The sequence below is a fragment of the Nitrospiraceae bacterium genome (assembly GCA_019637075.1).
Classification (GTDB): Bacteria; Nitrospirota; Nitrospiria; order Nitrospirales; family Nitrospiraceae; genus JAHBWI01.
The window spans coordinates 756,649-780,622 of sequence record JAHBWI010000002.1 but is presented as its reverse complement, the minus strand read 5'-3'; the positions used below and the strand labels follow the sequence as shown (position 1 = coordinate 780,622).

General features: G+C 60.0%; 15 protein-coding genes. 10 read left to right on the top strand and 5 right to left on the bottom strand.

The genetic code is table 11. The features are described from left to right. Positions 1-13: 13 nt before the first annotated feature. The 3 genes from KF814_07950 to KF814_07940 form a co-directional block, all read right to left on the bottom strand. Positions 14-865, bottom strand: coding sequence for a phosphohydrolase (locus KF814_07950; GenBank protein MBX3236071.1), 852 nt, complete (start codon positions 863-865; stop codon positions 14-16). A gap of 87 nt (positions 866-952) precedes the next feature. Beyond that, the gene (locus KF814_07945) at positions 953-2,008 is read right to left on the bottom strand and encodes a TIGR00730 family Rossman fold protein (protein ID MBX3236070.1); all 1,056 of its coding nucleotides are present in this window, start codon (positions 2,006-2,008) and stop codon (positions 953-955) included. Between the two features lie 109 nt (positions 2,009-2,117). Then, positions 2,118-2,822, bottom strand: a complete 705-nt coding sequence (locus tag KF814_07940; protein ID MBX3236069.1) for a CBS domain-containing protein — start codon at positions 2,820-2,822, stop codon at positions 2,118-2,120. 226 nt (positions 2,823-3,048) lie between these two features. On the opposite strand from KF814_07940, the gene KF814_07935 reads away from it, so the two are divergent. The 5 genes from KF814_07935 (at position 3,049) to lipA (ending at position 8,289) form a co-directional block, all read left to right on the top strand. Beyond that, on the top strand, positions 3,049-4,560 hold the full coding sequence (locus KF814_07935; protein MBX3236068.1) for a DUF692 family protein: 1,512 nt from the start codon (positions 3,049-3,051) through the stop codon (positions 4,558-4,560). After that, on the top strand, positions 4,557-5,732 hold the full coding sequence (locus KF814_07930; protein ID MBX3236067.1) for a tRNA-dihydrouridine synthase: 1,176 nt from the start codon (positions 4,557-4,559) through the stop codon (positions 5,730-5,732). The genes KF814_07935 and KF814_07930 overlap by 4 nt, the downstream gene beginning before the upstream one ends. A 3-nt stretch (positions 5,733-5,735) precedes the next feature. Further along, positions 5,736-6,365 (top strand): septum formation protein Maf, encoded by a 630-nt coding sequence (maf, locus tag KF814_07925; protein ID MBX3236066.1) that lies wholly within the window; start codon positions 5,736-5,738, stop codon positions 6,363-6,365. A gap of 199 nt (positions 6,366-6,564) precedes the next feature. Then, positions 6,565-7,239, top strand: coding sequence for a hypothetical protein (locus KF814_07920; protein ID MBX3236065.1), 675 nt, complete (start codon positions 6,565-6,567; stop codon positions 7,237-7,239). A gap of 120 nt (positions 7,240-7,359) precedes the next feature. Continuing rightward, the gene (gene lipA / locus KF814_07915) at positions 7,360-8,289 is read left to right on the top strand and encodes a lipoyl synthase (GenBank protein ID MBX3236064.1); all 930 of its coding nucleotides are present in this window, start codon (positions 7,360-7,362) and stop codon (positions 8,287-8,289) included. 243 nt (positions 8,290-8,532) lie between these two features. Here the strand turns inward: lipA and KF814_07910 are convergent, their stop codons facing one another. Next, the gene (locus KF814_07910; protein ID MBX3236063.1) at positions 8,533-9,765 is read right to left on the bottom strand and encodes an ABC transporter permease; all 1,233 of its coding nucleotides are present in this window, start codon (positions 9,763-9,765) and stop codon (positions 8,533-8,535) included. A gap of 126 nt (positions 9,766-9,891) precedes the next feature. Next, entirely contained in the window at positions 9,892-11,208 is a 1,317-nt protein-coding gene (locus KF814_07905; protein MBX3236062.1) for an efflux RND transporter periplasmic adaptor subunit, read from the bottom strand. A 262-nt stretch (positions 11,209-11,470) separates the two neighbouring features. On the opposite strand from KF814_07905, the gene KF814_07900 reads away from it, so the two are divergent. The 5 genes from KF814_07900 (at position 11,471) to KF814_07880 (ending at position 23,941) form a co-directional block, all read left to right on the top strand. Then, positions 11,471-12,847 carry a sigma-54-dependent Fis family transcriptional regulator gene (locus KF814_07900; protein ID MBX3236061.1) on the top strand — a complete coding sequence of 459 codons (1,377 nt, stop codon included), beginning with the start codon at positions 11,471-11,473 and terminating at the stop codon, positions 12,845-12,847. A 33-nt stretch (positions 12,848-12,880) separates the two neighbouring features. After that, positions 12,881-16,174: a PAS domain S-box protein gene (locus KF814_07895; GenBank protein ID MBX3236060.1), complete on the top strand. Its 3,294-nt coding sequence runs from the start codon at positions 12,881-12,883 to the stop codon at positions 16,172-16,174. A gap of 381 nt (positions 16,175-16,555) precedes the next feature. Next, complete coding sequence (locus tag KF814_07890; protein MBX3236059.1) at positions 16,556-16,981, top strand: response regulator; 426 nt, start codon at positions 16,556-16,558, stop codon at positions 16,979-16,981. Positions 16,982-17,071: 90 nt separating this feature from the next. Continuing rightward, on the top strand, positions 17,072-18,463 hold the full coding sequence (locus KF814_07885; GenBank protein MBX3236058.1) for a sigma-54-dependent Fis family transcriptional regulator: 1,392 nt from the start codon (positions 17,072-17,074) through the stop codon (positions 18,461-18,463). A gap of 540 nt (positions 18,464-19,003) precedes the next feature. Continuing rightward, positions 19,004-23,941: a hypothetical protein gene (locus tag KF814_07880; GenBank protein MBX3236057.1), complete on the top strand. Its 4,938-nt coding sequence runs from the start codon at positions 19,004-19,006 to the stop codon at positions 23,939-23,941. The last annotated feature ends 33 nt before the right edge of the window (positions 23,942-23,974 follow it).

Sequence of the window (23,974 nt, the reverse complement as noted above, 5' to 3'; positions counted from 1 at the left end):
GGGCTGGTCGGGATTAGGCTGGCCGGGGGAGCCGAGGATCCGCAGGAACCGATCCGTCGGGCTGCAACGGAACGGAAAACCCGGCCGCATGGGTGTGACCTCCGCCACCGAAGGAGGCCGCAATGCCGCCGACGTCGGTGCCGTCCTCGCGCGAGCGCATGCTGTAGTACCGGCGACCGTTACGATCGTGCCAGATGAGGCAAAAGGGATGCTGGGCTGAAAGCCGCTCGCCGATCTGGCTCGTCAGCACGGCGCTCTGAACCGACGGCACGAGTTCCCCTTCGAATCGAACCATCATGACGTGAGAGGCGAGCTTGGTCACCAGCTCATTCTCATAACGCAAGATCGCCCGCCCCTCCCGTTCCAGTTCATGCTGCTCGAAGCGGCTCCAGAGCTCGAAGTCGAACGGGTGAGAGGCGAGCGCGGCACTGATTTCCCGGCTGTGCGGCAGCGCCCAGTGCCACAGGTCCTTGTCCTGCACATAGCGCAGGAGCCAGGGCGCCGGCTCGTCATGCGCCCATTCCCATGCTAAGAGGGCTCCGGATTTCGACAGATCAAAATGGGCGAAGGGCAGGTCCGCAAGGGCTTGCTCGGCTGTAATGTGATGGTCGAGGACGATGAGGGCGTCGGCTTCTTTCGCCATCGCCTCCAGGGTGGGGCGGGTGTAGCTGAAATCCACAATGACGACGCGTTCGCCGCCAAGATCGGCGGGAGGCGGTTCACCGTGCTTGACGGGCTGGAATCTCGCCTCCGGATATCGTCTCCAGATGGCCCAGGCGGCGCCGAAACCGTCCGCGCATTCGGCGTGGTAGAGAATCAGGGTTGGGGGAACAATGAAGGGACGTCGAATGGCGGCCGCACTCATACGCGAGACACCATAGCACGCCGGCCGAGGGAGACAAAAGGACTATCTCGCTCGAGGCCGGCATGCGTCGGATCGGTCGATCGGCTTTCAGGCCCGGTCTGGGAGCGCGTTTAGATGGTTGATGAGCTGGCGTAGCCGGCCAGCGCTTCGACGGTTGAACAGGAACGTCAAGCGCGAGAGATCCTTCAACGCTGGCTCGTCCATCTCTTCCGGAAGCGAAGGACGCTGTTCGAAGGTGCCATCCGTCAGGAGATCTTTGAACTGGTCCTGAATGACCCGGAGTTGCTCATCCGTCAGGGGTGCTTTCATGCGAACCGCCAGTTGCCTGCCAACGAACCGTAGCGAGTGGTAGCGGCGATAGAAGTTGCGGATTTCGGTGACCGCGTCCTCGACGTTGTCCACGATGCGGTAGAGCGATAAATCCTCGGCGTTGATCAACCGACGTTTCAGTAGTTGGTCGGTGACGAAGGAATGCCAGTGATTCCAGTAGTCGCAGCCGGGGGCCTGGAGGAAGACGATGGGCTTCGGGTCGCTCTTGCCGGTTTGCACCAGCGTCAGAATCTCAAACCCTTCGTCATGTGTACCGAATCCGCCCGGGAAGAGCGCGATCGCATGCGATTCCTTTTGAAACATCAGCTTGCGGGTGAAAAAGTATTTAAAGGTGACGAGTTTAGGGTCGTCGGCAATGACGGCATTCGCGCCCTGTTCGAACGGTAACATGATGTTGACCCCGAAACTGTGCTCGCGCCCGGCCCCTTCCTGGGAGGCCCGCATGATGCCGTCGGCGCCGCCGGTGATCGTCATGTAGCCTTCCTCGACCATGCGGCGGGCGAACTGGTAGGCCAGCTGATAGTTCGGATCATCCGCGGCCGTTCTGGCGGAACCGAACACGCTAATCTTCAAGCGACTGCGATAACCTTGAAAGACTCCGAACGCATGGCGCAATTCCTTCAGCGCGCGGTTGACGATCTTCAAGTCCAGCACGTCCAGGTTCGCATCCGACAGTCGGAGCACGCCGGCCAGGATTTCCTTCATCAGGGCGGCTTGAATGTCGTCGTCCGGGCGCTCGAGGAGACTTTTCAACTGGGTCAGTATTTCATCTTTGGTTGGAATCGGTTTCGAACGGGCAGCGGAAGTCTTCATCGTGTCTCACCTAATGGAGGGGCGGTGCATCCGGTCTGCGTCGGACCGGAAGAAAATCATAACAATCAATGGATGACGATGCAAAGGTGCCTCGAAGGATGCGCTCGACTCAGGAGAGATCGGACATTCGGGACAGATTCTGAAGGACCCAGGCGCGGATTCTGGATTCGTCGGAGGAGGACATATGGGAGAACTGAATGTCGACCATCGGCTGCACGTCGTCCAGGTCCCCGTGGTCCAGTTGGTCCGGCTCATAACTGCCGTTGAGGATCGTGCCTCGAACGGTGAAGCTCAGACCGACTTCCGGCAACACGAACGAGAGGGTCACGCTCGTGCCGGGTAGCAGCAGGGTGGTGCTTTCGATGGAGGCGCCGACATGGCTCAACTGACGAATCGTGGCAATGTGCCGCGCGCCCTCACAGTCGGCCACTTGCACGGTGGCGGGAATGTTGGCTTCGCAGCGCTTCGGGGCCAGAACGAGGTCCCGCGCCGTGAGGATTCCGACCGGCTGACTCTGTTTCGTGACGATGAGCAGCGACGCGCCGGTGGTGGCCATGAGGTTCGTGGCGTCATCCAGCAAGTGATCATACTCAATGGAATGCACGGGTCTCGACATGATCTCCCGCACCTCGACTTCCTGAGGCTCGAGTCCTTGCGCCACGACTTTCTTGACGATGTCGCTGGAGGTCATGATGCCGAACATGGCCTCGCCGTCCTTGACCAGGAGGCAGGGCATGCGTTCGCGTTCCAAGAGCAGTGCCGCCTCACTGACCGAAATGTCTCCAGGGATCTGCACCACGCCCGGAGTCATCATGTGTGCCACCATGGAGGTTGAAGAATTTGCCGATCTGTCGCGGAGCATGGAGCCGACCTTTGTCATGGCTTGGTTCTCTTTTCGCCGGTCATCAGGTTGACGATACGGCCGGCCGACCACCACGACGAAAGGAAGTATATCAGACGGTGTCGGCTGGCCCTGGTGCGCATCTTGCCTTGTCAAACAATCAGTTAGATGCTTAGACTACACAGTAAGCATAGTCAGTATGGTAGCTTCAAAATATGACAAACCGGACATGATGCAAAGGGAATTCGAAGAACGCGCGGGGAAAATACTGCCGCACGGCCTTGGCCTATCCGTGGACGTGTACAGCCCGGACCTGATGGAACTCGTTCGCACCTTACGGGACGCAGGCGCGGCTCCCGATTTTCTCGAGGTGTTCAAAGCCGCCACCCCTGCGCTCCAGTCGGTGCGGCAGCAGCTGAGCGGTATGTTGCTGACCTATCACGGCGAGGGACTGTGGGTCACGCAGCCTGAATTTCGTGACAGCCCGTCAGGTCGCACGGGAGTAGTAGAGGCCTGCGACCATATCACGGCGTTGCAGAGCGCCTGGTTGAACCACGAGTGCGCGACCAAGCAAATGGCAGGCTACTCGTTCGGCACCTACCTGCCTCCTTTATATATGGAGTCTGCCGCCAAGATGACGGCGGAAAACCTGCGCTTCGTCCAGGAGCGGTTGGACGAACGGGCGCAGGCAGAGAGTATGGTTCCGGCTCTCCTATTATTGGAGATGCCTCCGCTTACCTATTTCGGCTGCGGCGAACTGCCGATTCCGCAATTTTTCCGAATTGTTACCGATCGTGTAGGCTGTGGGTTGGTACTCGATATCGGCCATGTCTGGACGGTGTATCGCTATACGGGTGCGTGGCGCCGCCAGTCCGTACAGGAATTCGCCCACGAGTTTTTGCGGGAATTTCCAATGGAGCGGGTCATTGAGATTCACGTTGCGGGACTGGCTCCTCACGGTGAGGAGCCGGCTGCTTCCGAGAGGACCCCGCCGCACGAATTGCCTCGTTGGATCGATGCCCATGGGGCACCGATTCCCAGCGTCTTGTTCGATCTTCTGCGGACCGTTTTGCAGGATAGCCGCTTGGTGAGCCTGAAAGGCATCGCCTTGGAAGTCGACACGAAGCCGATTCCTGACATCCAGTCTGAATTCAGCACGTTCCTGAAGGCCTTCGCCCGTGAACGGGAACGGTGGGTCGGAAAGGATCGTGTCGCATCGCAAGGGGCAGTCGGTCCAGGCCCGTCGAGCAGTTTCTTGAGTCAGGATGGGCTGACCCACGACGAGCGAGCCTCGTTGGCCGGGGCGTATGGCCGCTATGCGGAGTTCGCTTTGGCCGTGAAGGGTGGTGCCGCAGCCGGTGGTTCGTTACTTGACGGGTGCGGGGAGGATCTTTCGCGCTACCGTGAGATGTATTTGCCGTACGAGTTGCTGCATTGGGGCGGCGACCTATCGGCCATGTTTCCGGCCACCTGTGCGGCGCTTCGCGAGGCCGGAGTGGAGATGGAGGAATTCGTCACATTCTGGCGGCATTCCCCGCGGCGCGAGACTGGCGTGTTTGATTTCTTTTTGATCAAGATCGACCGTTTCCTCGAGTTCGTGGAGAGTTTCTGTCCGTCGGCCGGTCCGGTTGCGCGCAGGGAAGCCGACGAACTTCGGAGAGCCTACGAGGCAGCCAACGTTCCGGCGCCCTGTATGAGAGCGGACGCATGAACTTCTGGCGAACCCTGCCGCAACCGATCATTGGATTGGCCCCGATGGACGGCGTCACCGATGCGACGTTCCGACGCGTCGTGGCCTCCCAGGGAAGGCCCGACGTTACCTTCACGGAATTCACCAACGTCAGCGAAGTCTGTCGCGGCCCCGAGCATCTGCTCTCGACGTTGATCTACAGCGAGCTCGAACGTCCGGTGGTGGCGCAACTCTACGGCAAGGATCCGGAACTCTTTTATCGCGCGGCGCAAGTTGTCTGTGAACTGGGGTTTGATGGGCTGGACATCAATATGGGCTGTCCCTCCAAGAGCGTCGCTTCCTCGGGGTCCGGTGCGGGGCTGATCAAAACACCGGCGTTGGCGCAGGCCATCATGCGATCGGCGCGTCAAGGCATCGAGGACTGGGCCGGGGGACGGAACTTGGACGAGGCAGCCTTCAAGTGGTCCCGCATCGACTTTATCCGCACGCTCAACCTCCGCCGTAGCGGCGTCGCCGCGCCGCCGCGGCGCGTGATTCCGCTTTCGGTAAAAACTCGGCTGGGGTATGACTCCAGCATCGTGGAGCAGTGGGTAGACACCCTGCTGGCCGAGCGGCCGGTAGCGATCACCATCCATGGACGGACGTTGCAACAGATGTATCGAGGAGGGGCGGACTGGTCGGCGATCGGCGCCGCGGCTGCGCTGGTGCGGCGGACGGACACACTCATTTTAGGTAACGGCGATCTCATGACGCTGGCGGACGTCGTGCGACGCGTGAAGGAAAGCCATGTCCATGGCGCCTTGGTTGGGCGGGGAACACTCGGAATGCCCTGGTTTTTCCGGCACAAGGAGCGTGCCCGTGAAGCAATCCGGCAAGGGGCTGTCCACGAGGGCGAAGCGTGGGAGGCTCCCATGTCGCTGGCGGAGCGCATGACGTTGATGCTGGACCATGCCAAACAGTACGAGGCCGTGGCTGGACTCGAACGTTTTCGTTCCATGCGTAAACATCTGGGTTGGTACTGCAAAGGATTTCCCCACGCTGCCGCCATGCGGGCCAAAATGTTCCAAGTTTCGAACGTGTCGGATGTCGAGCAAGTGATCCAAGAGTTTTGCGGCGATGTGCTCGGGTCGGGAGAGATCACCCCGCCGGCCCGCGAGACCTCGCCACCCCTTCCGGAATCCTGCCTCTCCTGAACGATGCGACTGATTCTGGCATCCACTTCACCCAGACGAAAAGAGTTGCTGAGTCTGCTGGGGCTTCCATTCGACTTGGCTTCGCCCGACTATGTGGAGCAGGTGTTGCCCGGCAAGACCGCGATGGATCAAGCAAAGGAGTTTGCCGCGGGCAAGGCCCGATCTTGCACGGTTGGTTCCGAAGACGCGCTCGTGCTCGGCAGCGATACGTTGATCGGCCTGGATTCGGAAGTGTTGGGCAAGCCCACCGATCTGTCGGAGGCGGCGGCCATGCTTCGCCGCATGTCCGGGCGGAGGCATGTGATCTATACCGGCGTGGCACTCGTCGGGAGCGAGGGAAGATTCTGCGATGTCGCCGTGGACACAGTGCAGGTTACGATGAAACCCTTCGGCGAACGGGAGCTGGCCGCATACATCGAGACAGGTGAGAGCCTGGGCAAGGCCGGCGCCTATTCGATTCAAGGAGCCGGGGGGGCCCTCATTGCCACAATCGAGGGCGATTTCACCGCTGCAGTGGGATTGCCGCTTCGATTGGTGGCCGCGATGCTTGCCGGTCGCGGAATGCACTGCCCCATGGATCTGGATCGACTCTACCGCGAACGGCCCTACCCGAATTGGGGAAGCTTCCCGTAGACGCAACCATCGACCAGCGTGTTGCTCTTCACTGCGCACGGTCGCGTTCTGCGGCCGTCGTCGTATGTGAAGCGTCGTGCACAGTTCGCCGGGATTGAGACGCGCGCCGTCACATTCGATGGCGGGCGAGCCGATTGCATTACCCGCCGGGCCTCCGTACAATGCGCGGATTGTTGTGTCGTTGTCGCAGGAGGTTGTCATGTCCGTTCAGTGTGAACAAGCCATTGGGCGTCGATCATCAAGCCTAGTGCTCGCAGTCGCAGCCGGAACCCTGTTCTTGGGCATCGGAACCGGTGCGTGGGCGATCGATGTGAAGTTGTCCTCGGACGAAGCGAAGAAATCCCTGGAAGCCGGGCGGGTTCCCATGGAGAAGGCGGCATCGCCGGAAGACGTGAAGAAAGTGTTGCAGCAAGCCTCGGTGGCCACCCGAGTCGGGGCTGATCCCGAAAAAGATCCTTGCGGAGCGAGCGCAATCCTACGTACCAAGCGGTTTCGGTTGGAAGCGTTCGGGCGTCAGGAGGCCGCGGAGTCCAAGAAACAGAAAAAGGATGTCCGAATGCCCGAGGAGTTCATCCAGAAGGTCATCGACATGCCCAACATGGAAGTGGAAGTGCAGCTCTGCGGCGACGACGAGTACTTCGCCGAAAAGGCCGACGTGGTCTTTCAGCAGAAGGGGAAGAACATCAAGCCGATCGATGTGAGCCCGGCTGAGCGTGGCAGAAAGAACGAAGGGCAGGGGCCGGGTTATCGCGCCCGCTTCACCGCGCGGTTCGGTTACGACACCTTCGATCCCAATGCCAACACGACCATCGTTGTGACGTTGCAGGACGGCCAGGAAATCAAGATCGACGCCGATTTCTCCAAGGTCAAGTGAGCCCTCTCGGGGAGAAGCTCTCGCTTCTCCCCGTTAATCTTCTCTCCGGTTCTTCACCGCATTGATCTCCTGCACACGGGGTTGAGTCGGCCATCCGTGGCCATGCATAATGCAAGTCGTATGAGCTTCATTCCCGTCACACAGCTGCGGCCTGTTGATGCCTCTCCTTCGCCTGGGACCGACTCCGACCCGTCCGATCTTCGGCCTCGGCGGCTTCCCCCCTGGTTCAGGGTCCGGTTACAGACCGGCCCGGATTACCACGACATTCGCACGACGATGGATCGGCTCAAGCTCCACACGATTTGTGAGGAAGCGCGTTGCCCCAACATGTGGGAATGCTGGAACGCCAGAACGGCCACGTTCCTTATTCTGGGGGATATATGCACGCGACGCTGTCACTACTGTTCGGTCGCCACCGGTCGGCCCCATGCGGTGGACTCGGAGGAGCCCTTGCGTGTAGCGGAGGCGGTGCAGGCCCTCAACCTCCGTCATGCCGTCGTTACCTCGGTGAACCGAGATGAGCTGGAGGATGGCGGTGCCTCGGTCTTTGCCGAGACGATCCGCCAGATTCGGCGATTGATTCCCACTTGCTCGGTCGAGGTCTTGATTCCGGATTTCGAAGGCAATGAAGCGGCCTTGACGCTGGTTGCGGCCGAGCGGCCGGACATTCTTAATCATAATATCGAAACGGTGCGGCGTCTGTTTCCGACCATCCGTCCGCAGGGAAAGTATCAACGCTCGATTGAGCTGTTGAGGCAGGCAAAACGGATGGGGATGACGACCAAGTCAGGCCTGATCGTCGGGATGGGAGAATCCATCGAGGAAGTTCGCGAGGTGATGCGGGATCTTCGTGCGGTTGACTGCGACATTATGACTATCGGCCAATATCTGCAGCCCACCAAGGAACACCTGCCGGTTGCCTGCTTCTACCTCCCCGACGAATTCGCCGCGTTGAAAGAAGAGGGCCTCGCCCTCGGTTTTCGCCATGTCGAATCGGGTCCGCTGGTGCGCAGCTCCTACCATGCCGAACAACAAGTCCCGGGATGTTGAAAATGGTCTCCGGCGTCGCTCTCGTTTCGCTTGATCTCTCCACGTGCGGCTCCTTTGAACGCCTCGACCTCGCGCTCGCTGCAGCCTAACCGGACGGCCATTTTGAAGATCCCGTGACTGCAAGTGAAATGGTCTCTTCTCGCCCGCCCGACGCCGGCGCGCTTCTCTGCAGGATTCCGAGAGCTAGGCTTTTGGGACTATCGCCATAAGCGATACGCGCCAAGCCCTTCATGCCATCTGCTCCTACTCGTAATGCAGCGCTTCGATGGGGTTCATGCGCGAGGCCTTGTTGGCCGGATAGAGACCGAAGAAGATTCCCACCACGAGTGAAAAAAAGAAGGCGACAGCGATGGCTTGCGGAGAAATGATAGTCGGCCAGCCGACCAGCTTCGTCATCACCTTGGCCCCGACGATCCCGAACATGACACCGGCCACTCCTCCGATGGCCGTGAGGATCATGGCTTCGATCAGGAATTGCAAGAGGATGTGGGCCCGCTTCGCCCCGACGGCCATGCGGATTCCGATTTCCCTCGTCCGTTCCGTCACCGAGACCAGCAAGATGTTCATGATCCCGATGCCCCCCACGACGAGGGAAATGGAGGCGATGCTCAGCAACATGATCATCATCGTGCGGCTGGCTCCTGCGACAGTCTTGGCCACATCTTCCATCGTCCGGATCGTGAAGTCGTCTTCTTCGGACGGATGCAACCGGTGACGGGCGCGTAAGAGATCCTTGATTTCCTCTACGGCCCCGGGGATGGTCTGGCGATGGCGAGTAGCGACCATAATGATCCCGACGGTGCCCAAAAACTTCGTCCCCAGCACCTTCCGTTCGGCGGTGGAAAAGGGCATCACGACGAGATCATCCTGATCCTGTCCCGTCAGCGATTGCCCCTTCGGCGCCAGTACACCGATCACACGCAGCGGCACATTTTTGATCCGTATCTGTGCGCCGATGACTTCTTCGCCGCGCTCGAAGAGGTTGTCCACCACGGTTTTCCCGATCACGACCACTTTGGTGGCGGCATCTTCGTCCGTTTGGGTGAAGAAGCTGCCTTCGGCCACCGGCCAGTTCCGCAAGTCGGGAAAGGCGGCAGTTGTTCCCAGGGCCACGGTGTTCCAGTTCTTATGCTCGCGGACGACTTGCAAGACCGAACGAGTGGCGTAGGTGACGAGGCTGACATCCCCCGTCTTTCGCTCGATGTCTTTGGCATCGTCGAGGGTGAGTGTTGAGACGGTGCCGAGCCCGCCCCTGACGCCGCTGACGGTGGTGGCGCCCGGGATGATGATCATCACGTTCGTGCCGAGGCTGGCGATTTCCCTTTGTACCGACAGCGTCGCGCCTTGGCCGAGCCCCACCATCGCCACGACGGCTCCGACACCGATCACGATGCCGAGCATGGTCAACCCGGCACGCAACGGATTGCGTCGCAGGACGCGGAGTGCCGATTGGATGGTGAGCCAGAGAAAGCCCATGGGTGGTCCACCAGGAGCTAAGAGCGAATGGAGTATAGTTTATGGCACAAGCGATGCGTCACTCATCTAACGCCTGACATCTCACGCCTCGTCAGGCCATACGCCATCGGCGATTGGTTCTCGCTCCTATTTCATTCTGGGTCCCATCTGGAACCCCGGCGGTAACGTTTCCTGTGATTGGTCGTCCGCTTCGATCAACCCGATCACGACCTGGTCGCCTTCCTTCACGTCGCCTTGGACGATCTCCGTGGAGAGGGAGTCGGCGATGCCCGTCGTGACGGAGCGACTCGTGGCTCGGCCTTGTTCGTCCACCACCCAGACCTGCGAGTGTTTTTTGTCCAGCGCCGCCCCGGGCATCCGAAAGCGGAGCGCGGTCGTGGGCACTCGCAATGCGTTCTCATTGCGCGCCGTCACGATCGTCACGTTGGCCGTCATGCCGGGCTTCAACTTCAATTCACGGTTGTCCACGGAGATGATGACGTCATAGGTCACGACGTTTTGGATGCTGATCGGAGCATTGCGCACTTGCGTGACAATGCCGTGAAAAAATTCACGCGGGTAGGCATCGACGCGAAAATCAGCCGATTTGCCCTCCGCCACGCCGCCGATGTCCGATTCACTCACGTTGGCGATCACTTGCATGCGGGTGAGATCCTGCGCAATCACGAACAGCGTGGGCGTTTGGAATGATGCGGCGACCGTCTGCCCTTCTTCGACGTTGCGCGAGACGACGGTGCCGTTGACCGGAGAGTAGATGGTCGTATAGCCGAGGTCGAGTTCGGCCGAGTCCAGCGTCGCCTGGGCCTGATCGACTTGCGCTTGAGCCGCTTCCACCTGCGCAGCTGCATCGTTGTAGTTGCTCATCGCGAGATCCAAGTCCGACTGTGCGACGAACTGCTGGCGCCGCAACACGGTCGTTCGATCCCGTTCCAACCGTCGCAGCGCCAGCATGTTGTTGGATTTGGCCACGGTCGCGCGGGCGTTCTTGAGCGCGGCCTTCGCCTGACTCACACGGGCGATGAAGGGTTTCTGGTCGATCGATGCGATGATCTGCCCCTCTCGTACGACCGAGTTGAAGTCTGCATAGAGCTTCGCGATCTTGCCCGAGACTTGACTGCCCACCTGGACCGATACGACCGGGTTGACCGCGCCGGTCGCAGTGACGATGGCCGTGATCGGCCCGTGGTCGACCGGTTGGCTCTTATAGAGCGGGGCGGTGTGGTTGGATTGGTACCAGTGCCAGACGGCGAGCGCGATCAGCAGAATCGGGAGGAGAAGCCAGCGGAGCCACCTGCTCCGTGACGCCGTCGCCTGGGGGGCATCCCGGGGCCTGGCCTCGGTTACTGCCTGGTGGCCCTGAGTTTGCAGAACTACCGGCGTGAGCGGTGTCGAAACGGACGATTCGCCAGACGGAGATTGGGAAGACGCCTGATCCTGTTGCATGAGTCACCGTGGATTGAATACACGCAAAAGCAGTGCCTTTCCCGTTCACCAGGAACATGGGCGGAAGCGAGGATGATGAGGCAGAGCGTGAAGAAGTGCCGGTGACGCCGTGACAGCGACTGGGGCATTTGGCGACAGTCCGGCTGTTTCCCCTGCGGCAGCCTGCCCCTTGACCGCCTCGCGAAAAGCTGGGTAGGGTGAGCAGCTGGTTTCACCTGTAAGGGGAATCTTGGACGACGTGATCGAAACACAGGATGGAAGCATGACGGAGGAGTGGGGCGCAGTTTTGGTGGTTGACGACGACGCAGAGATGCGGAGCCTCGTCTGTGATGTATTGCAGGATCGAGGGCACCAGTGTGTCTCGGTCGGGAGCGGCGACGAGGCGCTTCGTCAGCTTGCGGAGCAGGATTTTGCGGTGGTGCTGACCGATCTGCGCATGAAGGGCATGCTCGGCACGGAGCTCCTCACGGAGATTCGCCGGGCCTATCCCGATATCGGAGTCATTCTGATGACGGCGTTCGGTTCGGTCGAGACGGCCGTGGATGCCATGAAGCGTGGCGCGAGCGATTACCTGACGAAGCCGGTCAAAACCGAGGAGCTGGTGCGGGTGGTCGAACGCGCCATCCGCGAGGCGTCGCTTCGCCGGGAAGTGGGCCGGCTGCGGAAGGAAGTGCACAAGGAGTACAGCTTCCATCAGATCATCGGAAAGAGCAAGCCGATGCAGGACGTGTTCGATTTGATTCGACGCGTCTCCGACGGCCCCACGAACGTGTTGATCACCGGCGAAAGCGGAACCGGAAAAGAGCTGGTGGCCAAGGCCATTCATTACAACAGCGACCGGCGGGATGCGCCGTTCGTGCCGGTGAACTGCGCCGCGATTCCCGAACAATTGTTGGAAAGCGAATTGTTCGGGCACATGCGGGGCGCCTTCACCGATGCGAAGATGGACAAGCGAGGGTTGTTCGAGGAGGCTCAGAAGGGCACCCTGTTTCTGGACGAAATCAGCGAGCTCCCGCTCATGCTCCAGGCCAAATTGTTGCGGGCGATTCAAGAAAAGGAGATTCGACGGGTCGGGGCGAACAAACCGATCTCCGTGGATGTGCGAATCATCGCCGCGACCAATCTCCATTTGCCCGAGGAAGTGAAAAGCAAGCGGTTCCGGGAAGATCTCTATTACCGACTCAATGTCATTGAGCTGAAATTGCCGCCCCTGCGTGAGCGGCGGGAGGACATTCCGCTTCTGGTCGAGGCTTTCCTGAAGAAGTGCGGCGAGGTTCGTGGAAAGCAGGTGAAGGCGGTCAGCGAGGCTGCGTTGGCCATGCTGGTCGACTATGCCTGGCCCGGGAACGTGCGGGAATTGGAGAATGTCATCGAGCGGGCGGTGACGCTCAGCCGGGGCGAAAAGATCGTCGCGGATGATCTCCCGCCGGCTATCCAGGGGGCGCGGGGCGATCGCCGTGTCTTGGACGAAGCGGCCGAACGGACTCTGCCGTTGCACGAAGTCGAGAAGGAATACATCCTCAAAATTCTCGAGAAAACCGGAGGCAACAAGTATCAGGCGGCGCACGTGCTCGGCATCGACCGCAAGACCCTCTATCGCAAGTTGGGGGAGATTGAACAAGAGAAAGCTCACGAGTAACATAACGAAGGATTTCTCGGATGTAACCAGCCCGTGACGTTGCGCTCCAATACCCCGATCGCCTTCTCGGTCAGCGCTCTCCTTCTGCTGACCTGCTCCATCTTCATCATCGACGTGTCTGCACCGCCTGGCTGGGCGGCCTGGCTGCTGTATCTTCTCCCGCTCGTTGTTGCCCTGCGCTCGGTTCCACGCCGTTCACCCTATGAGTTTGCGGCCGGCCTGACGGTCTTGATCGCCCTGGGAGGCTACCTGTCCGCCGGCGAACCTGCATTCCGCTTGACGCTGTGGAACCGCGGGCTTGGCATCCTCGTGATATGGGGGCTCGTGTGGTTGCTGAGAGGACACGACCGATCGCGGCAGCAAGTCGAGCCGCGGCCGGAAGCTCGCGACGAGGTCTACCGGCAACTGGTTGATCGAGTGCGCGACTACGCGATTTTCTTGTTGAATCCCGAGGGGGTGGTCGTCACCTGGAATGAAGGTGCCAAGCGGCTTAAGGGGTATGAGGCGGAGGAAATCATCGGCCGCCACTTTTCCAGGTTTTATCGTGCCGAGGACCGAGCGGTCGGGCATCCGGACCTGTTGCTTCAACGGGCGAAGGAAGACGGGCATGTGGTCGATGAGGGATGGCGGGTTCGGAAGGATGGGACGCAGTTCTTTGCCGACGTTGCGCTCACGGCGCTACGCGATGCGCAGGGACATCTGACCGGGTTTGCGAAGGTCACCCGCGACGTTACCGAGCGCAACCGCCTGACCGAGCAGTTTCGGGTCGCGGTCGAAGCGGCGCCAAGCGGCATGGTGTTGATCGACGAAGAAGGGACGATCCAACTCGTCAACGCGCAGGTCGAAAGATTGTTCGGCTATACCCGTGATGAACTGATCGGCCGCTCGGTGGAAATCCTCGTGCCCGACGTCGCCAAGGACAGTCATGGGGCGCTTCGAGCGCGATTCATGGCCGAGCCTCAAGCCAGACAGATGGGGGGCGGACGCGAACTGAATGGACTTTGCCGTGACGGCACGGTGTTTCCGATCGAGATCGGGTTGAATCCGATTCGGACGAAGGACGGTCTGCGGGTGTTGGCGGCCATCGTCGACATCACGGAGCGGAAGCGGCTTCAACGGGACTTGGAAGAGCGTGAATCGCTTCTGCGGACGATCATCGAGACGGAGCCGGAGTGCGTGAAGGTCTTGAATCTCGACGGGACGGTGCGGTCGATGAATCTGGCCGGGTTGGCCATGGTAGAGGCGGGGACCACCGAGGAAATCGTGGGAAAGGACGTCTGCCAGTTGGTCACGCCGGCGTTTCGGTCTGCCTTCGCCGAGTTGACCGGGCGAGCGGCTCGCGGAGAGACCGGCGTGCTTGAGTTTCAAATGGTCGGGTTGAAAGGGGCCCGCCGCTGGCTTGAAACTCACCTGGTGCCGCTGCGTGATGTACGGGGGGCGATCACCGGCGTGCTCGGAGTCACGCGGGATATCACGACGCGGAAGGACGTCGAATCGGCGCTCTCCCTAAGCGAGGAGCGACTCCAGAATATCCTCAACTCAATGGAGGAAGTCGTCTGGTCGAGCTCGCTGGATTTCTCGGAAGTGCTGTACGTGAGCCCTGCCGTGATGAAGATATACGGCGTCGCCTCGGCCGACTTTATCGTCCATCCATCCCTGTGGATCGACATGATTCATCCTGCCGATCGGTTGATCGCGGAGGCAGCGATACGGGACACGGCAGAAGGCCGTGCTTTTGACGTGCAATATCGCATCGTTCGGCCGGATGGCGGCATCCGATGGATCAGGGACCGCGGCCGAATCATTCGAGACGAGCAGGGGCAGGCGCTCCGAATCGATGGGGTTGCTGCGGACGTGACGGAAAAACGAACGGCCGAGCAGGCACTGAGGGGAGCGGAGGAGCGATTCGAAGATATCTTTGAGGCGTCGAAAGATGCGATCGGGTATGCCTCTCTCGACGGCACCTTCGTGCTGGCAAACGATGCCTTTGCCCGCCTGACCGGCTATTCAAAGCAGGAACTCTTGACCCGCACGTACCGCGATCTGACTCCGCCGGAGTATCGGGAGATTCAGGCGGAAGTGATCGCGGGCGTTCTGAAGACCGGAGAGCCGAGGGAATACGAAAAAGTGTATGTCCAGAGGGACGGCTCGCGCATTCCGGTGAGTTTGACGGTGTTTGCCGTCAAGGGCGAGGATGGAAGGCCGGCGGGAGTGGCGGCGATCGTGCGCGATATCACGGAGCGGAAGAAGACTGAGGAAGCCTTGCGAACCAGTGCGGCCCGCCTGCAATCCGCCATCGCTGCGGCCAATGTCGGCACGTGGATGGTCGATCTGAAGACCAAAATGGATACCCGCGACTCGGGCCTGAATAGAATGTTGGGGCTGCTGCCAGTGGAAAGTTCTCAGCCGTTGGAGGATTTCATAGGGCGAATCCATCCCGAGGATCGGGCGGCCTGCGCGCAGGCCTGGGCCGAGGCGATCGAGGTGACGCGCATCTACGACGTGACCCATCGCATCATTCGAGGGGACGGCGAGATCCGATGGTTCCGCAATCGCGGCCAAGTGGCGGTCGATGCCGAGGACCGGCCGCTGCACGCGATCGGGGCTTGTGTCGACGTAACCGATCAACGGAACCTCGAAGAGCAACTTCGACGGACCGAGCGCATCGCCGAATTGGGCACGTTAGCCTCAGGTATGGCCCATGAGATTGGGACGCCAATGAATGTAATTCTCGGCCGAGCCGAGTACTTGATGCAGCGGGTCAAGGAAGAACCGATCAAGCGCGGATTGCAGACGATCGTGGGGCAGGTCGAGCGGATTACCAGAGTGATGAACCAGTTATTGTCGTTTGCCAGGCGCCGCACGCCGGAGCGCCGATCTCTCGACCTGAAGGGAACCATCGAAGACAACCTCGAAATCTTTGAAGAACGTTTGGCCCGGGCGCAAGTACGGCTTGAGGTCTCGTTTCCGGATTCCTGCCCGCCCGTGCATGCCGATCCCGACCAGATGAGCCAGGTGTTGATTAATCTAGTGATGAATGCCATCCATGCAATGCCGGACGGAGGCACCCTGCGCATCGGGCTTACGCCCGCGAGCGGTCGAGTGTTGCTGACGGTATCCGATACCGGTCACGGCATTCCGAAGGACGTCATTGCGAAGATCTTCGACCCATTCTTTACCACCAAGGAATTCGGGAAGGGGACCGGCTTGGGGCTTACAGTGGTGAAGGGGATTATCGAGGAGCATCAAGGTACCATTGTGGTCGAGAGCGAGCCGAACCGGGGCACGACGTTCACGATCAGCCTGCCGATACATAAGGGCCTATAGCCTCTGGCAAACCCGACAGCCGATGGCTTGCAGCGCGAACGAATGATCGAAGCCTAGGTACCGATCGATCTTGAAAGTTTGCCGCTTATGCCCTCTATAAGCCGTTTCCTATTCTGCCGGTAGCTCTTGGCATCTGCCGTATGCGATAAGCCATCAGCCCTTCCGACTCACTGTGGCGGCCCGCAACAGCGCGGCGTCTCCATTGGGGTCTTTGTCGCCAGCTAGGGAAAATCCTACAGCCAGCCTCGCCCTCAGTATTCCTGAAAAATCATGGATTTATTTGGGCACCATGAGATCTATCAATGGCATATCCCTTGCGAACGCACTTTCCCCAGAGGCCGTCAGCAAAGGGAGCTCATTGTGGAAGGGAGGCGAACGGCTGTGGTGCTGATTGTGGAAGATGACGAAGCTATGCGCAGTTTGCTCTGCGACGAACTGTGGGGGGACGGTTACCAGTTACGGGAAGCGGCAAATGGTCACGAAGGGCTCGAATCGATATTGACGACGGTGCCTGACCTCATCGTGACCGACCTCAAGATGCCGGCGGGGGGATTTGACTATATCCACCGGCTACGGACTTTTGCCCCGGATTGCCCGATAATCGTCATGACGGCTTTCGGCGAGCCCCACACCAAAGCCGAGGCACTGAGGAGCGGGGCGAGTGCCTATGTGGACAAGCCGGTGAGGCTGGCGGAACTCAAATTGCTGGTGCGGCAGCTGCTTGATCGGCAGCCGAATGGAACCGGGGAGCAAAGGGGGGATTTGAGCGGAAGTCCGGAAGCGAGGAGACCGGGAGTCGCCCCCTGATCGGGCGGGTTGAGTTGTGGGGTCGATTCGGGGCACAATAGGGCCCTCTGAATCGGAGCGAACTCCTCGAACCACAAGGAATGAGACTCGATGACCGATGCCCGGCCGGAGCATAGCGGCAAAAGTGCGTTTAGTGATCCGATTTTGGCTGCCCGTGTCGATGCCCTCATGCAACTCGCCGGAGGTATGAAGGATCAGGTCGCCGTGATGGATCGCGAGTTCAACGTGATCTATGCTAATGAAGCGGCCTGGGGTCGGACCAATCCCGGCGAATCAGGCGAACGCCCTGCCAAGTGTTACGAAGCCTTCGTCCAACTCCAAGACCACTGCAGTGCCTGCCCGGCGACCTCGGTGTTTGACTCCCAGGAGGCAGCGAAATCGGTTGCTGCGGCAGCTACCCCTTGCGGCATGTACCAGGCGTTACCTTTGACGTCGAGCAACGGCGAAGTCGGGATGGTGCTGGTTTTATTTCGGCAGCCGCCGAGTGGTACCGTTACTTCCTTGCCCATTCCTGAGCCGATGGAGGGAACCAGGCGCCCCGAGCGACGTTCTGAGGGCCTTGGGGAGTTGATCGGTAGCAGCCCGGGCATGCGGCAGTTGTTCGATATGATCACGTTAGTGTCAGACAGCTCGGCCACTGTTCTGATTCAGGGTGAAAGCGGAACCGGTAAGGAGCTCGTCGCCAGAACCATCCATAAGACAAGCTACCGGCGGGATAAACCCTTCGTGGTCGTGGATTGCGGCTCCCTTCCCGAGACACTGCTGGAAAGCGAATTGTTCGGCCACGTCAAAGGCGCATTTACAGGAGCCAGCAGTGCCAAGCGAGGGCTGTTCGAGGAAGCCGACGGCGGCACGGTGTTCCTGGATGAGATCGCGGACACGACTCCGACGTTCCAGGCCAAATTGCTTCGTGTGCTCCAGGAAGGCGAGATCAAGCGGGTCGGTGGCACGCAATCCATCAAGATCGACGTGCGCGTTATTTCGGCCAGCAACAAGGATCTGGCCGAGCTAGTCAAGATGAAGGCCTTTCGGCAGGACCTCTACTATCGCCTTGCGGTGCTGCCGCTTCATTTGCCGCCGTTGCGCGACCGGCGCAGTGATATCCCATTGCTTGTGAGGCGATTTGTGGCGGATTCTTGTGCGCGGCATCGCCAGCCGGCTCGGGACGTGGGTGATGACGCCATGCGCGCCTTGACGAGCGCTGCCTGGCCCGGCAATGTGCGGGAGTTGCAGCACTACATCGAACGTGCCGTCGTCACGACTACAGGGACGGATCTGCCCTGCAGGGATCTTTTGGGCAAGAGTACGACCGAGGGTGTGGACCTTCGCGCAGCTTCCCGTGGGGCAGTCCGGCAGGTTGAGCGAACGAGAATTTTGCAAGCATTGCAGCAAGCCGCTGGCAATCGCATGAAGGCAGCGCGCTTGCTCAAAATCAGTCGCGCCAGTCTCTATAACAAGCTCCGCGAATACGATATTCAGTAGCTTTGTCCTTTCTCGCAGTCGTCCTCCTGTAAGTATTTATCCGACATTCCTTGTGCGGTAATGCCCTGTGCCATGTAGCATACATCCCCAAATTATGCGTTACACTGTCTAAGTGTTTAGACGGTGTAACTCGTTGATATTTCGTTGTGCCTAATACGATATCTCTAAGAGTGTCTAGTGCTGTGGATTTGTGCGGCGTAGGGTTTTCCCAACTCGTGATTCATCTGCACATTCAAGTGTTGGAAACTACGACAAAAAATTTCTATTTATATTTTATGCTACATTCGGGCACAGCTGTTGCGGTAGGAAGAGACCGCTGGTGAAGGTGCGGGTGATTAGGACCGGCCTCCGAATGACCTGCTCTCTCGCAAGAGGGAATCCTTCACCAGCTCTTACTTTCCTTGAGTTGTATTTCGTGGGGGAAAGTCAAGAGAGGCCGGAGCAGCCGGGATCCTTCCTGACGGAGGCCGGTCACACGACCAAGTTTCTTAACCACTCCCGCGGTAAGGGTGCGGGAAATACAAGGAGGGAGGCCGACATATGAGGTCTTCATGGTACTCATCCCAGCGCAGGCGCCGGCGTCGTACGACGCTGGGCTTGCAAGCGGCGTTTCTGACGAGCAGCTTGCTCGCGACGCCGTGGTTATTTGCGGCCGGGCCGGGAGATCAGTCGCATGATGGACATGCGAAGCCCGTCTCGATGCCGGGTTGGACTCAGGCCCTGAAGGGTCAGACAGTCGTGGAGGACACGATCGAAGGGCGTCCTGATCGCTCGGAGAAGATGGAGCTGCAGCACCATCGTTTGATGGAGAAGCTCCAGGAGCAGGCCTACAAGGATGGGCAGGCTCAACCGACGTCGGGTGCGTTCAACGACATGTCGATGATGCACCAGTACATGGGGCAGGACGGCAGCAGCTTCCTGCTCATGTCGGACTCGAGTAAGGGCGAACCGGTGTTGACGTCCGGCGGGAAATGTCCTGCCAATGCGCCGGTGAAGAAGTACGACGTCTCGATGATCAACATCGAGGTCACGTTGAACCGCTGGTTGGACTATTATCCCGGGTACATGTATGTCCATACCGAGGATGTCGACCAGGCCCGCGCCGAGGAAGCGAAAAACAAAGCGTCCAGAGAGAAAGATGGCTTTGATCCGGGAGCCGTGACAACCGGGTTGCAGGGCGACGTGATTCAGCCGCTGGTCTTGCGCGCCAACCAGGGTGACTGCGTCAAGATGACGCTGCGCAACCAGATGGAAGGCGAGGATGGCAGCTTGTTCATCCAGGCCTCCAGCATGATCGTGAGCTCGACCGGCAAGCCGGCGACGACCACGAACCCGGATGCCATCGTGTCCCCGGGCAAGAGCCAGGAGTTCGAATGGTACATCCATCCGAACATGCAGGAAGGTGTGCGTCAGTTCCACTCCTGGAGCCATGACCGCGAGTTGACGGTCTTGGGTCTCTTCGGGGCCTTCATCGTCGAGCCGAAGGGCTCGAAGTACTTCGACTCCATAGGCAGCGGGCCTGACAAGGAAGTGAAGAGCGGTTGGCAGGTCAACATCGATAACGGGTCGGGACCGGACTTCCGCGAGTTCGTGTTGTTCTATCACGAAATCGGCGACGAAGCCTTCCGTCCGCTGAACAAGAAGGGTGACTTCTTGCCGCAGCGCGATCCGCTGACGGACGCCTATCGTCCGGGCGGCCGCGCGTTGAACTATCGCAGCGAGCCGTTCGGCATCGATCAGATGCATTTGCAGCATGAGTATTTCGGTTTCGAAGATGAATCGCTGGCCTACAGCGCCTACACCTTCGGTGACCCGCCCACCACGATTGCCCGCGGTTACCTCGGGGAGCCGGTGAAGTGGCGGGTGGTCCATGGCGGGTCGGAAGTATTCCACTCCCACCATCCGCACAGCGGGACCATCCGTTGGCAGCGCAGCCCGGTGACCGAGCCCAACAACATGTGGGCGATGGGTCAGGACGGTCCGGTGAAGTATCCGGTGGTCCGGACGAAGTCGGATCGGGTCGACGTGGAAGTCATCGGTCCGTCGGAAGCCTTGGACCTGGAGCCGGAATGCGGCGGCGGTGGCTGTCAGCACCTGGCCGGCGAATTCCTCTATCACTGCCACGTGGCGCACCACTATGTGGCGGGCATGTGGGGGTACGGCCGGTTCTACAATACGTTGCAGGTCGGCAATGCGCACACCGACACGATGCCGGACTTGCAGGAATTGCCGGATCGCAAGGGCCGCATGAAGCAGGGTGTCTCGTCGGATAAGTTGATCGGCACCACGGTCGACTGGTTCGGCAAGACCTTCAAGATCGTCGACAAGAGCCAGAAGACGAACTGGAAGTCCGATCCTGTGATCGTGAACATCAAGGATTGGGTGGAAATGTTCGTGCCGGCTCAGGGTCAACCGGGCCACACCAACGATGAGAAGGGCCAGATCATGGCCTATGACTCGACGGTGTGGGACTGGAAGTGGGACGGCAACATCGCCCGCGGTGAGCGGGAGAGCACGGCCCAGAATCCGAAGTATCCATGGGCGGCCAAGTGGGATGACAGCACCAGACCGGCGATCCTGTTCGATCCGACGACGGGAAAAATGGCCTGGCCGTTGTTCAAGCCGCACTTCGGCAAGCGCGTGCCGTTCTCTGCGAACCACAGCGGTGCGCCATGGTTGGAGCCGATTCACCAGGATGCCAACGGTGAGCGGACCTCCGAGCCGGCGATGCCGGGCGAACAGGGTCGTTGGAGCCTGTGCCCTGACAACGCCAATCGGAAGCATTACAACATTCACTTTGTCCGCATGCCGATCACCCTGGCCAAGAAGCAAGGGAAAGAGCCGGCCATCACGGACAAGGACGGTCTGATCTACTTGCTGCATGAGGAAGAAAACCTCACGCGTGCCAACGACGATCTCAAGTTGCCGGCTGTCATTCGCGCCAACGTGTATGACTGCGTCGACATACTTTTGACCAGCGAGTGGGACGACGACGACTACACGAACTTCCAGTCGTCGAAGATCAACATCCACCCGCACTTCTTCCAGTTCGATACAGGGAACTCGGACGGAGTGATCTCGGGCATGGAGTATGAGATGTCCGTTCGCCCCTTCACTATGTGGGGCAAGAAGACCAAGCACGGCTTGCCTGCTCCGATGGTCGCCAAGGTCGTCGGTGGAGCGAAAGCCGGAGCGACCTCGATCAAGATCGAGATGGCTCCCGGTGCATCAAAGTTCCATCCCAACACCGAACTCATGGTGGGCATGGATTGCTTGGAAAAGGGCAACGACCCGACGGCCTCCTTGGCGCGGGACAAGAGTTGCTCCGAAGTCGCCCGCATCAAGGAAATCAAGGGCGACCAGGTGACCTTCTTCAAGCCGTTGAAGAACAACCACCCGGCCAACGACCTCGTGTCGCCGGAGTTCGTCCGGTATCGGTGGTGGGTGGACGTGGATTTGGGGACCGTGTTCTGGCATGACCACGCGTTCGGCGCGACGACCTGGCCGCATGGCGGGTTCGGCGTGACGATCGTGGAGCCGTTCGGGTCCACCTATCACGATCCGAAGAATGGCAAGCTCGTTTGGAGCGGACCGGTTGCGGACATCCATACGAATGAGCCGATCGGTGCCGGTGTGAGCGGCAGCTTCCGTGAGTTGATGGTCTCCATCCACGACACGGTGCCCCACACGGTCAACGTCATTGAAGCCGGCAATCCTCCTGGACAGCCGATCGAAGTGGCGTTGGAAGCAGGTAAGACGGTGTCGTTCCAGATGCCCGATAAGATCTTGAACGCGCCGAACAAGTACATCAACGGTGGTACGCACACGACCGGCAGCGGTTTCAATTTCCGCGCGGAACCGTTTGCGCAGCGCCTCTCAAACAATCCTGACACATCGAAGCTGTTCAGCAGCGCGATCCACGGTGACCCGGACACGCCCCTCTTGCGGGCCTACACGGGTGACACGATGGTGTTCCGTCTGCTGCACCAGCTGATGAACGAATCTCACGTCTGGACGATCGCCGGCCATACCTTCCTCACGGAGCGGTATGCGGCGGATGCCAACCGGAAGTACTCGATTCACGTCGGTATCGCCGAGCGGTATGACCTCGTCACCAAGGCGGGTGGATTCCAGGGTATGCCGGGCGACTACATCCACTTCAACGGCCGGAGCTCGCACTTCGCCGAAGGTGGATGGGGTATCGTCCGCGTGCTCGACAAGCAGGTTGCGGATCTGATGCCGCTCCCGAAGGGTACCAACCCGCTCGGGATCCCTGCCACGCCGAGCTCGGTGTGTCCGTCGGACGCCCCGGTGAAGAACTTCAACGTGGTGGCGTTGGATCGCCCGATGAAGCTCAATCCGAAGGCGCCGGATGCCATCGAAGTGGACTTCGAGCGTAAGATTGAAATGACCATGCCGGAAGGCAAGATCTTCGCGCTCGAGGAAGAGGCCGCCACGGTCGCGGGCAACGTGATGCCGAATCCGCTCACGCTGCGTGCGAACTTGGGCGACTGCATCAAGGTGACTCTGAAGAACAAGATGAAGGCCAGCCGGGCGTCGTTCTTCGTCCCGGGCCTTGCCTTCGATCCGCGAGACAGCCAGGGCCTGAACGTCGGCAACAACGGCGGCGATCAGACCGTGGGTCCGGGCGAAAGCCGGAACTACACCTATTATGCGCATCCCGCCAACAAGGAGACGACCTCCCTGGTGTGGGACGGCGGTAATATCGTGGTCAACCCGCGCAACGGGTTGTACGGCGCGATCGTGATCGGTCCGAAGGGTTCGCAGTACCGCGACCCGGTGACCGGTGCGGATGTATCGTTGAAGAATACCTGGCGTGCGGATGTCATCGTCGACGCCAGCCTGCCGGAGAACGTCGGCAAGCGGAACTACCGTGACGTGGCCTTGTTCTTCCAGGACGAGGACAACATCATCGGAACCGCGTTCATGCCGTACGTGCAGAACGTAGCCGGATTGACGTCGGTCAACTACCGCGCGGAACCGTACAAGTTCCGTGAGGAAGAAGGCTGCTCGCTGGGCAAGATCTTCCAGCCGTGCAAGGTGGATAAGCCCGAGGATCCCGTGACGCCGTTGATCGAGGCGCACGCGGGTGACCCGGTCCGCATCCACGTGGTCGGCGCGAACAGCGAACAGAACGGAATGTTCGGCATCGAGGGCCACGAGTGGCCGATCGAGCCGTACATGCCGGGTGCCGACATGATCAGCGTGGTGGAGTATGCCGGGTCTGAAACCCTCGATGTCTTCCTCCGCGGCGGTGCGGGCGGTCCGTATCGCCAGGTCGGAGACTTCGTGTGGTCCAACCAGCGGCTGCCCTACACGCAGTCCGGACAGTGGGGCTACCTCCGTGTGTTGCCGGCTGGCGACTCCCGGATTCAGTCTCTGAGCGCCGGCGGAACCGGGGCGCGCCAAGCGGAAGTGGCGCCTCAGCCGCAGGCCATTCCAACCGCCATGAAGTAAGCGGGTGGGATAGGGTGTAACTACCGGTGGGGG

Excerpts from the sequence above, each read along its gene's own strand:
- KF814_07940 (MBX3236069.1), bottom strand. The coding sequence starts at position 2,822 with ATGATGACTCCGGGCGTGGTGCAGATCCCTGGAGACATTTCGGTCAGT.
- KF814_07945 (MBX3236070.1), bottom strand. The coding sequence starts at position 2,008 with ATGAAGACTTCCGCTGCCCGTTCGAAACCGATTCCAACCAAAGATGAA.
- KF814_07930 (MBX3236067.1), top strand. The coding sequence starts at position 4,557 with ATGAACTTCTGGCGAACCCTGCCGCAACCGATCATTGGATTGGCCCCG.
- lipA (MBX3236064.1), top strand. The coding sequence starts at position 7,360 with ATGAGCTTCATTCCCGTCACACAGCTGCGGCCTGTTGATGCCTCTCCT.
- KF814_07935 (MBX3236068.1), top strand. The coding sequence starts at position 3,049 with ATGGTAGCTTCAAAATATGACAAACCGGACATGATGCAAAGGGAATTC.
- KF814_07920 (MBX3236065.1), top strand. The coding sequence starts at position 6,565 with ATGTCCGTTCAGTGTGAACAAGCCATTGGGCGTCGATCATCAAGCCTA.
- maf (MBX3236066.1), top strand. The coding sequence starts at position 5,736 with ATGCGACTGATTCTGGCATCCACTTCACCCAGACGAAAAGAGTTGCTG.
- KF814_07905 (MBX3236062.1), bottom strand. The coding sequence starts at position 11,208 with ATGCAACAGGATCAGGCGTCTTCCCAATCTCCGTCTGGCGAATCGTCC.
- KF814_07880 (MBX3236057.1), top strand. The coding sequence starts at position 19,004 with ATGAGGTCTTCATGGTACTCATCCCAGCGCAGGCGCCGGCGTCGTACG.
- KF814_07950 (MBX3236071.1), bottom strand. The coding sequence starts at position 865 with ATGAGTGCGGCCGCCATTCGACGTCCCTTCATTGTTCCCCCAACCCTG.
- KF814_07910 (MBX3236063.1), bottom strand. The coding sequence starts at position 9,765 with ATGGGCTTTCTCTGGCTCACCATCCAATCGGCACTCCGCGTCCTGCGA.
- KF814_07885 (MBX3236058.1), top strand. The coding sequence starts at position 17,072 with ATGACCGATGCCCGGCCGGAGCATAGCGGCAAAAGTGCGTTTAGTGAT.
- KF814_07900 (MBX3236061.1), top strand. The coding sequence starts at position 11,471 with ATGACGGAGGAGTGGGGCGCAGTTTTGGTGGTTGACGACGACGCAGAG.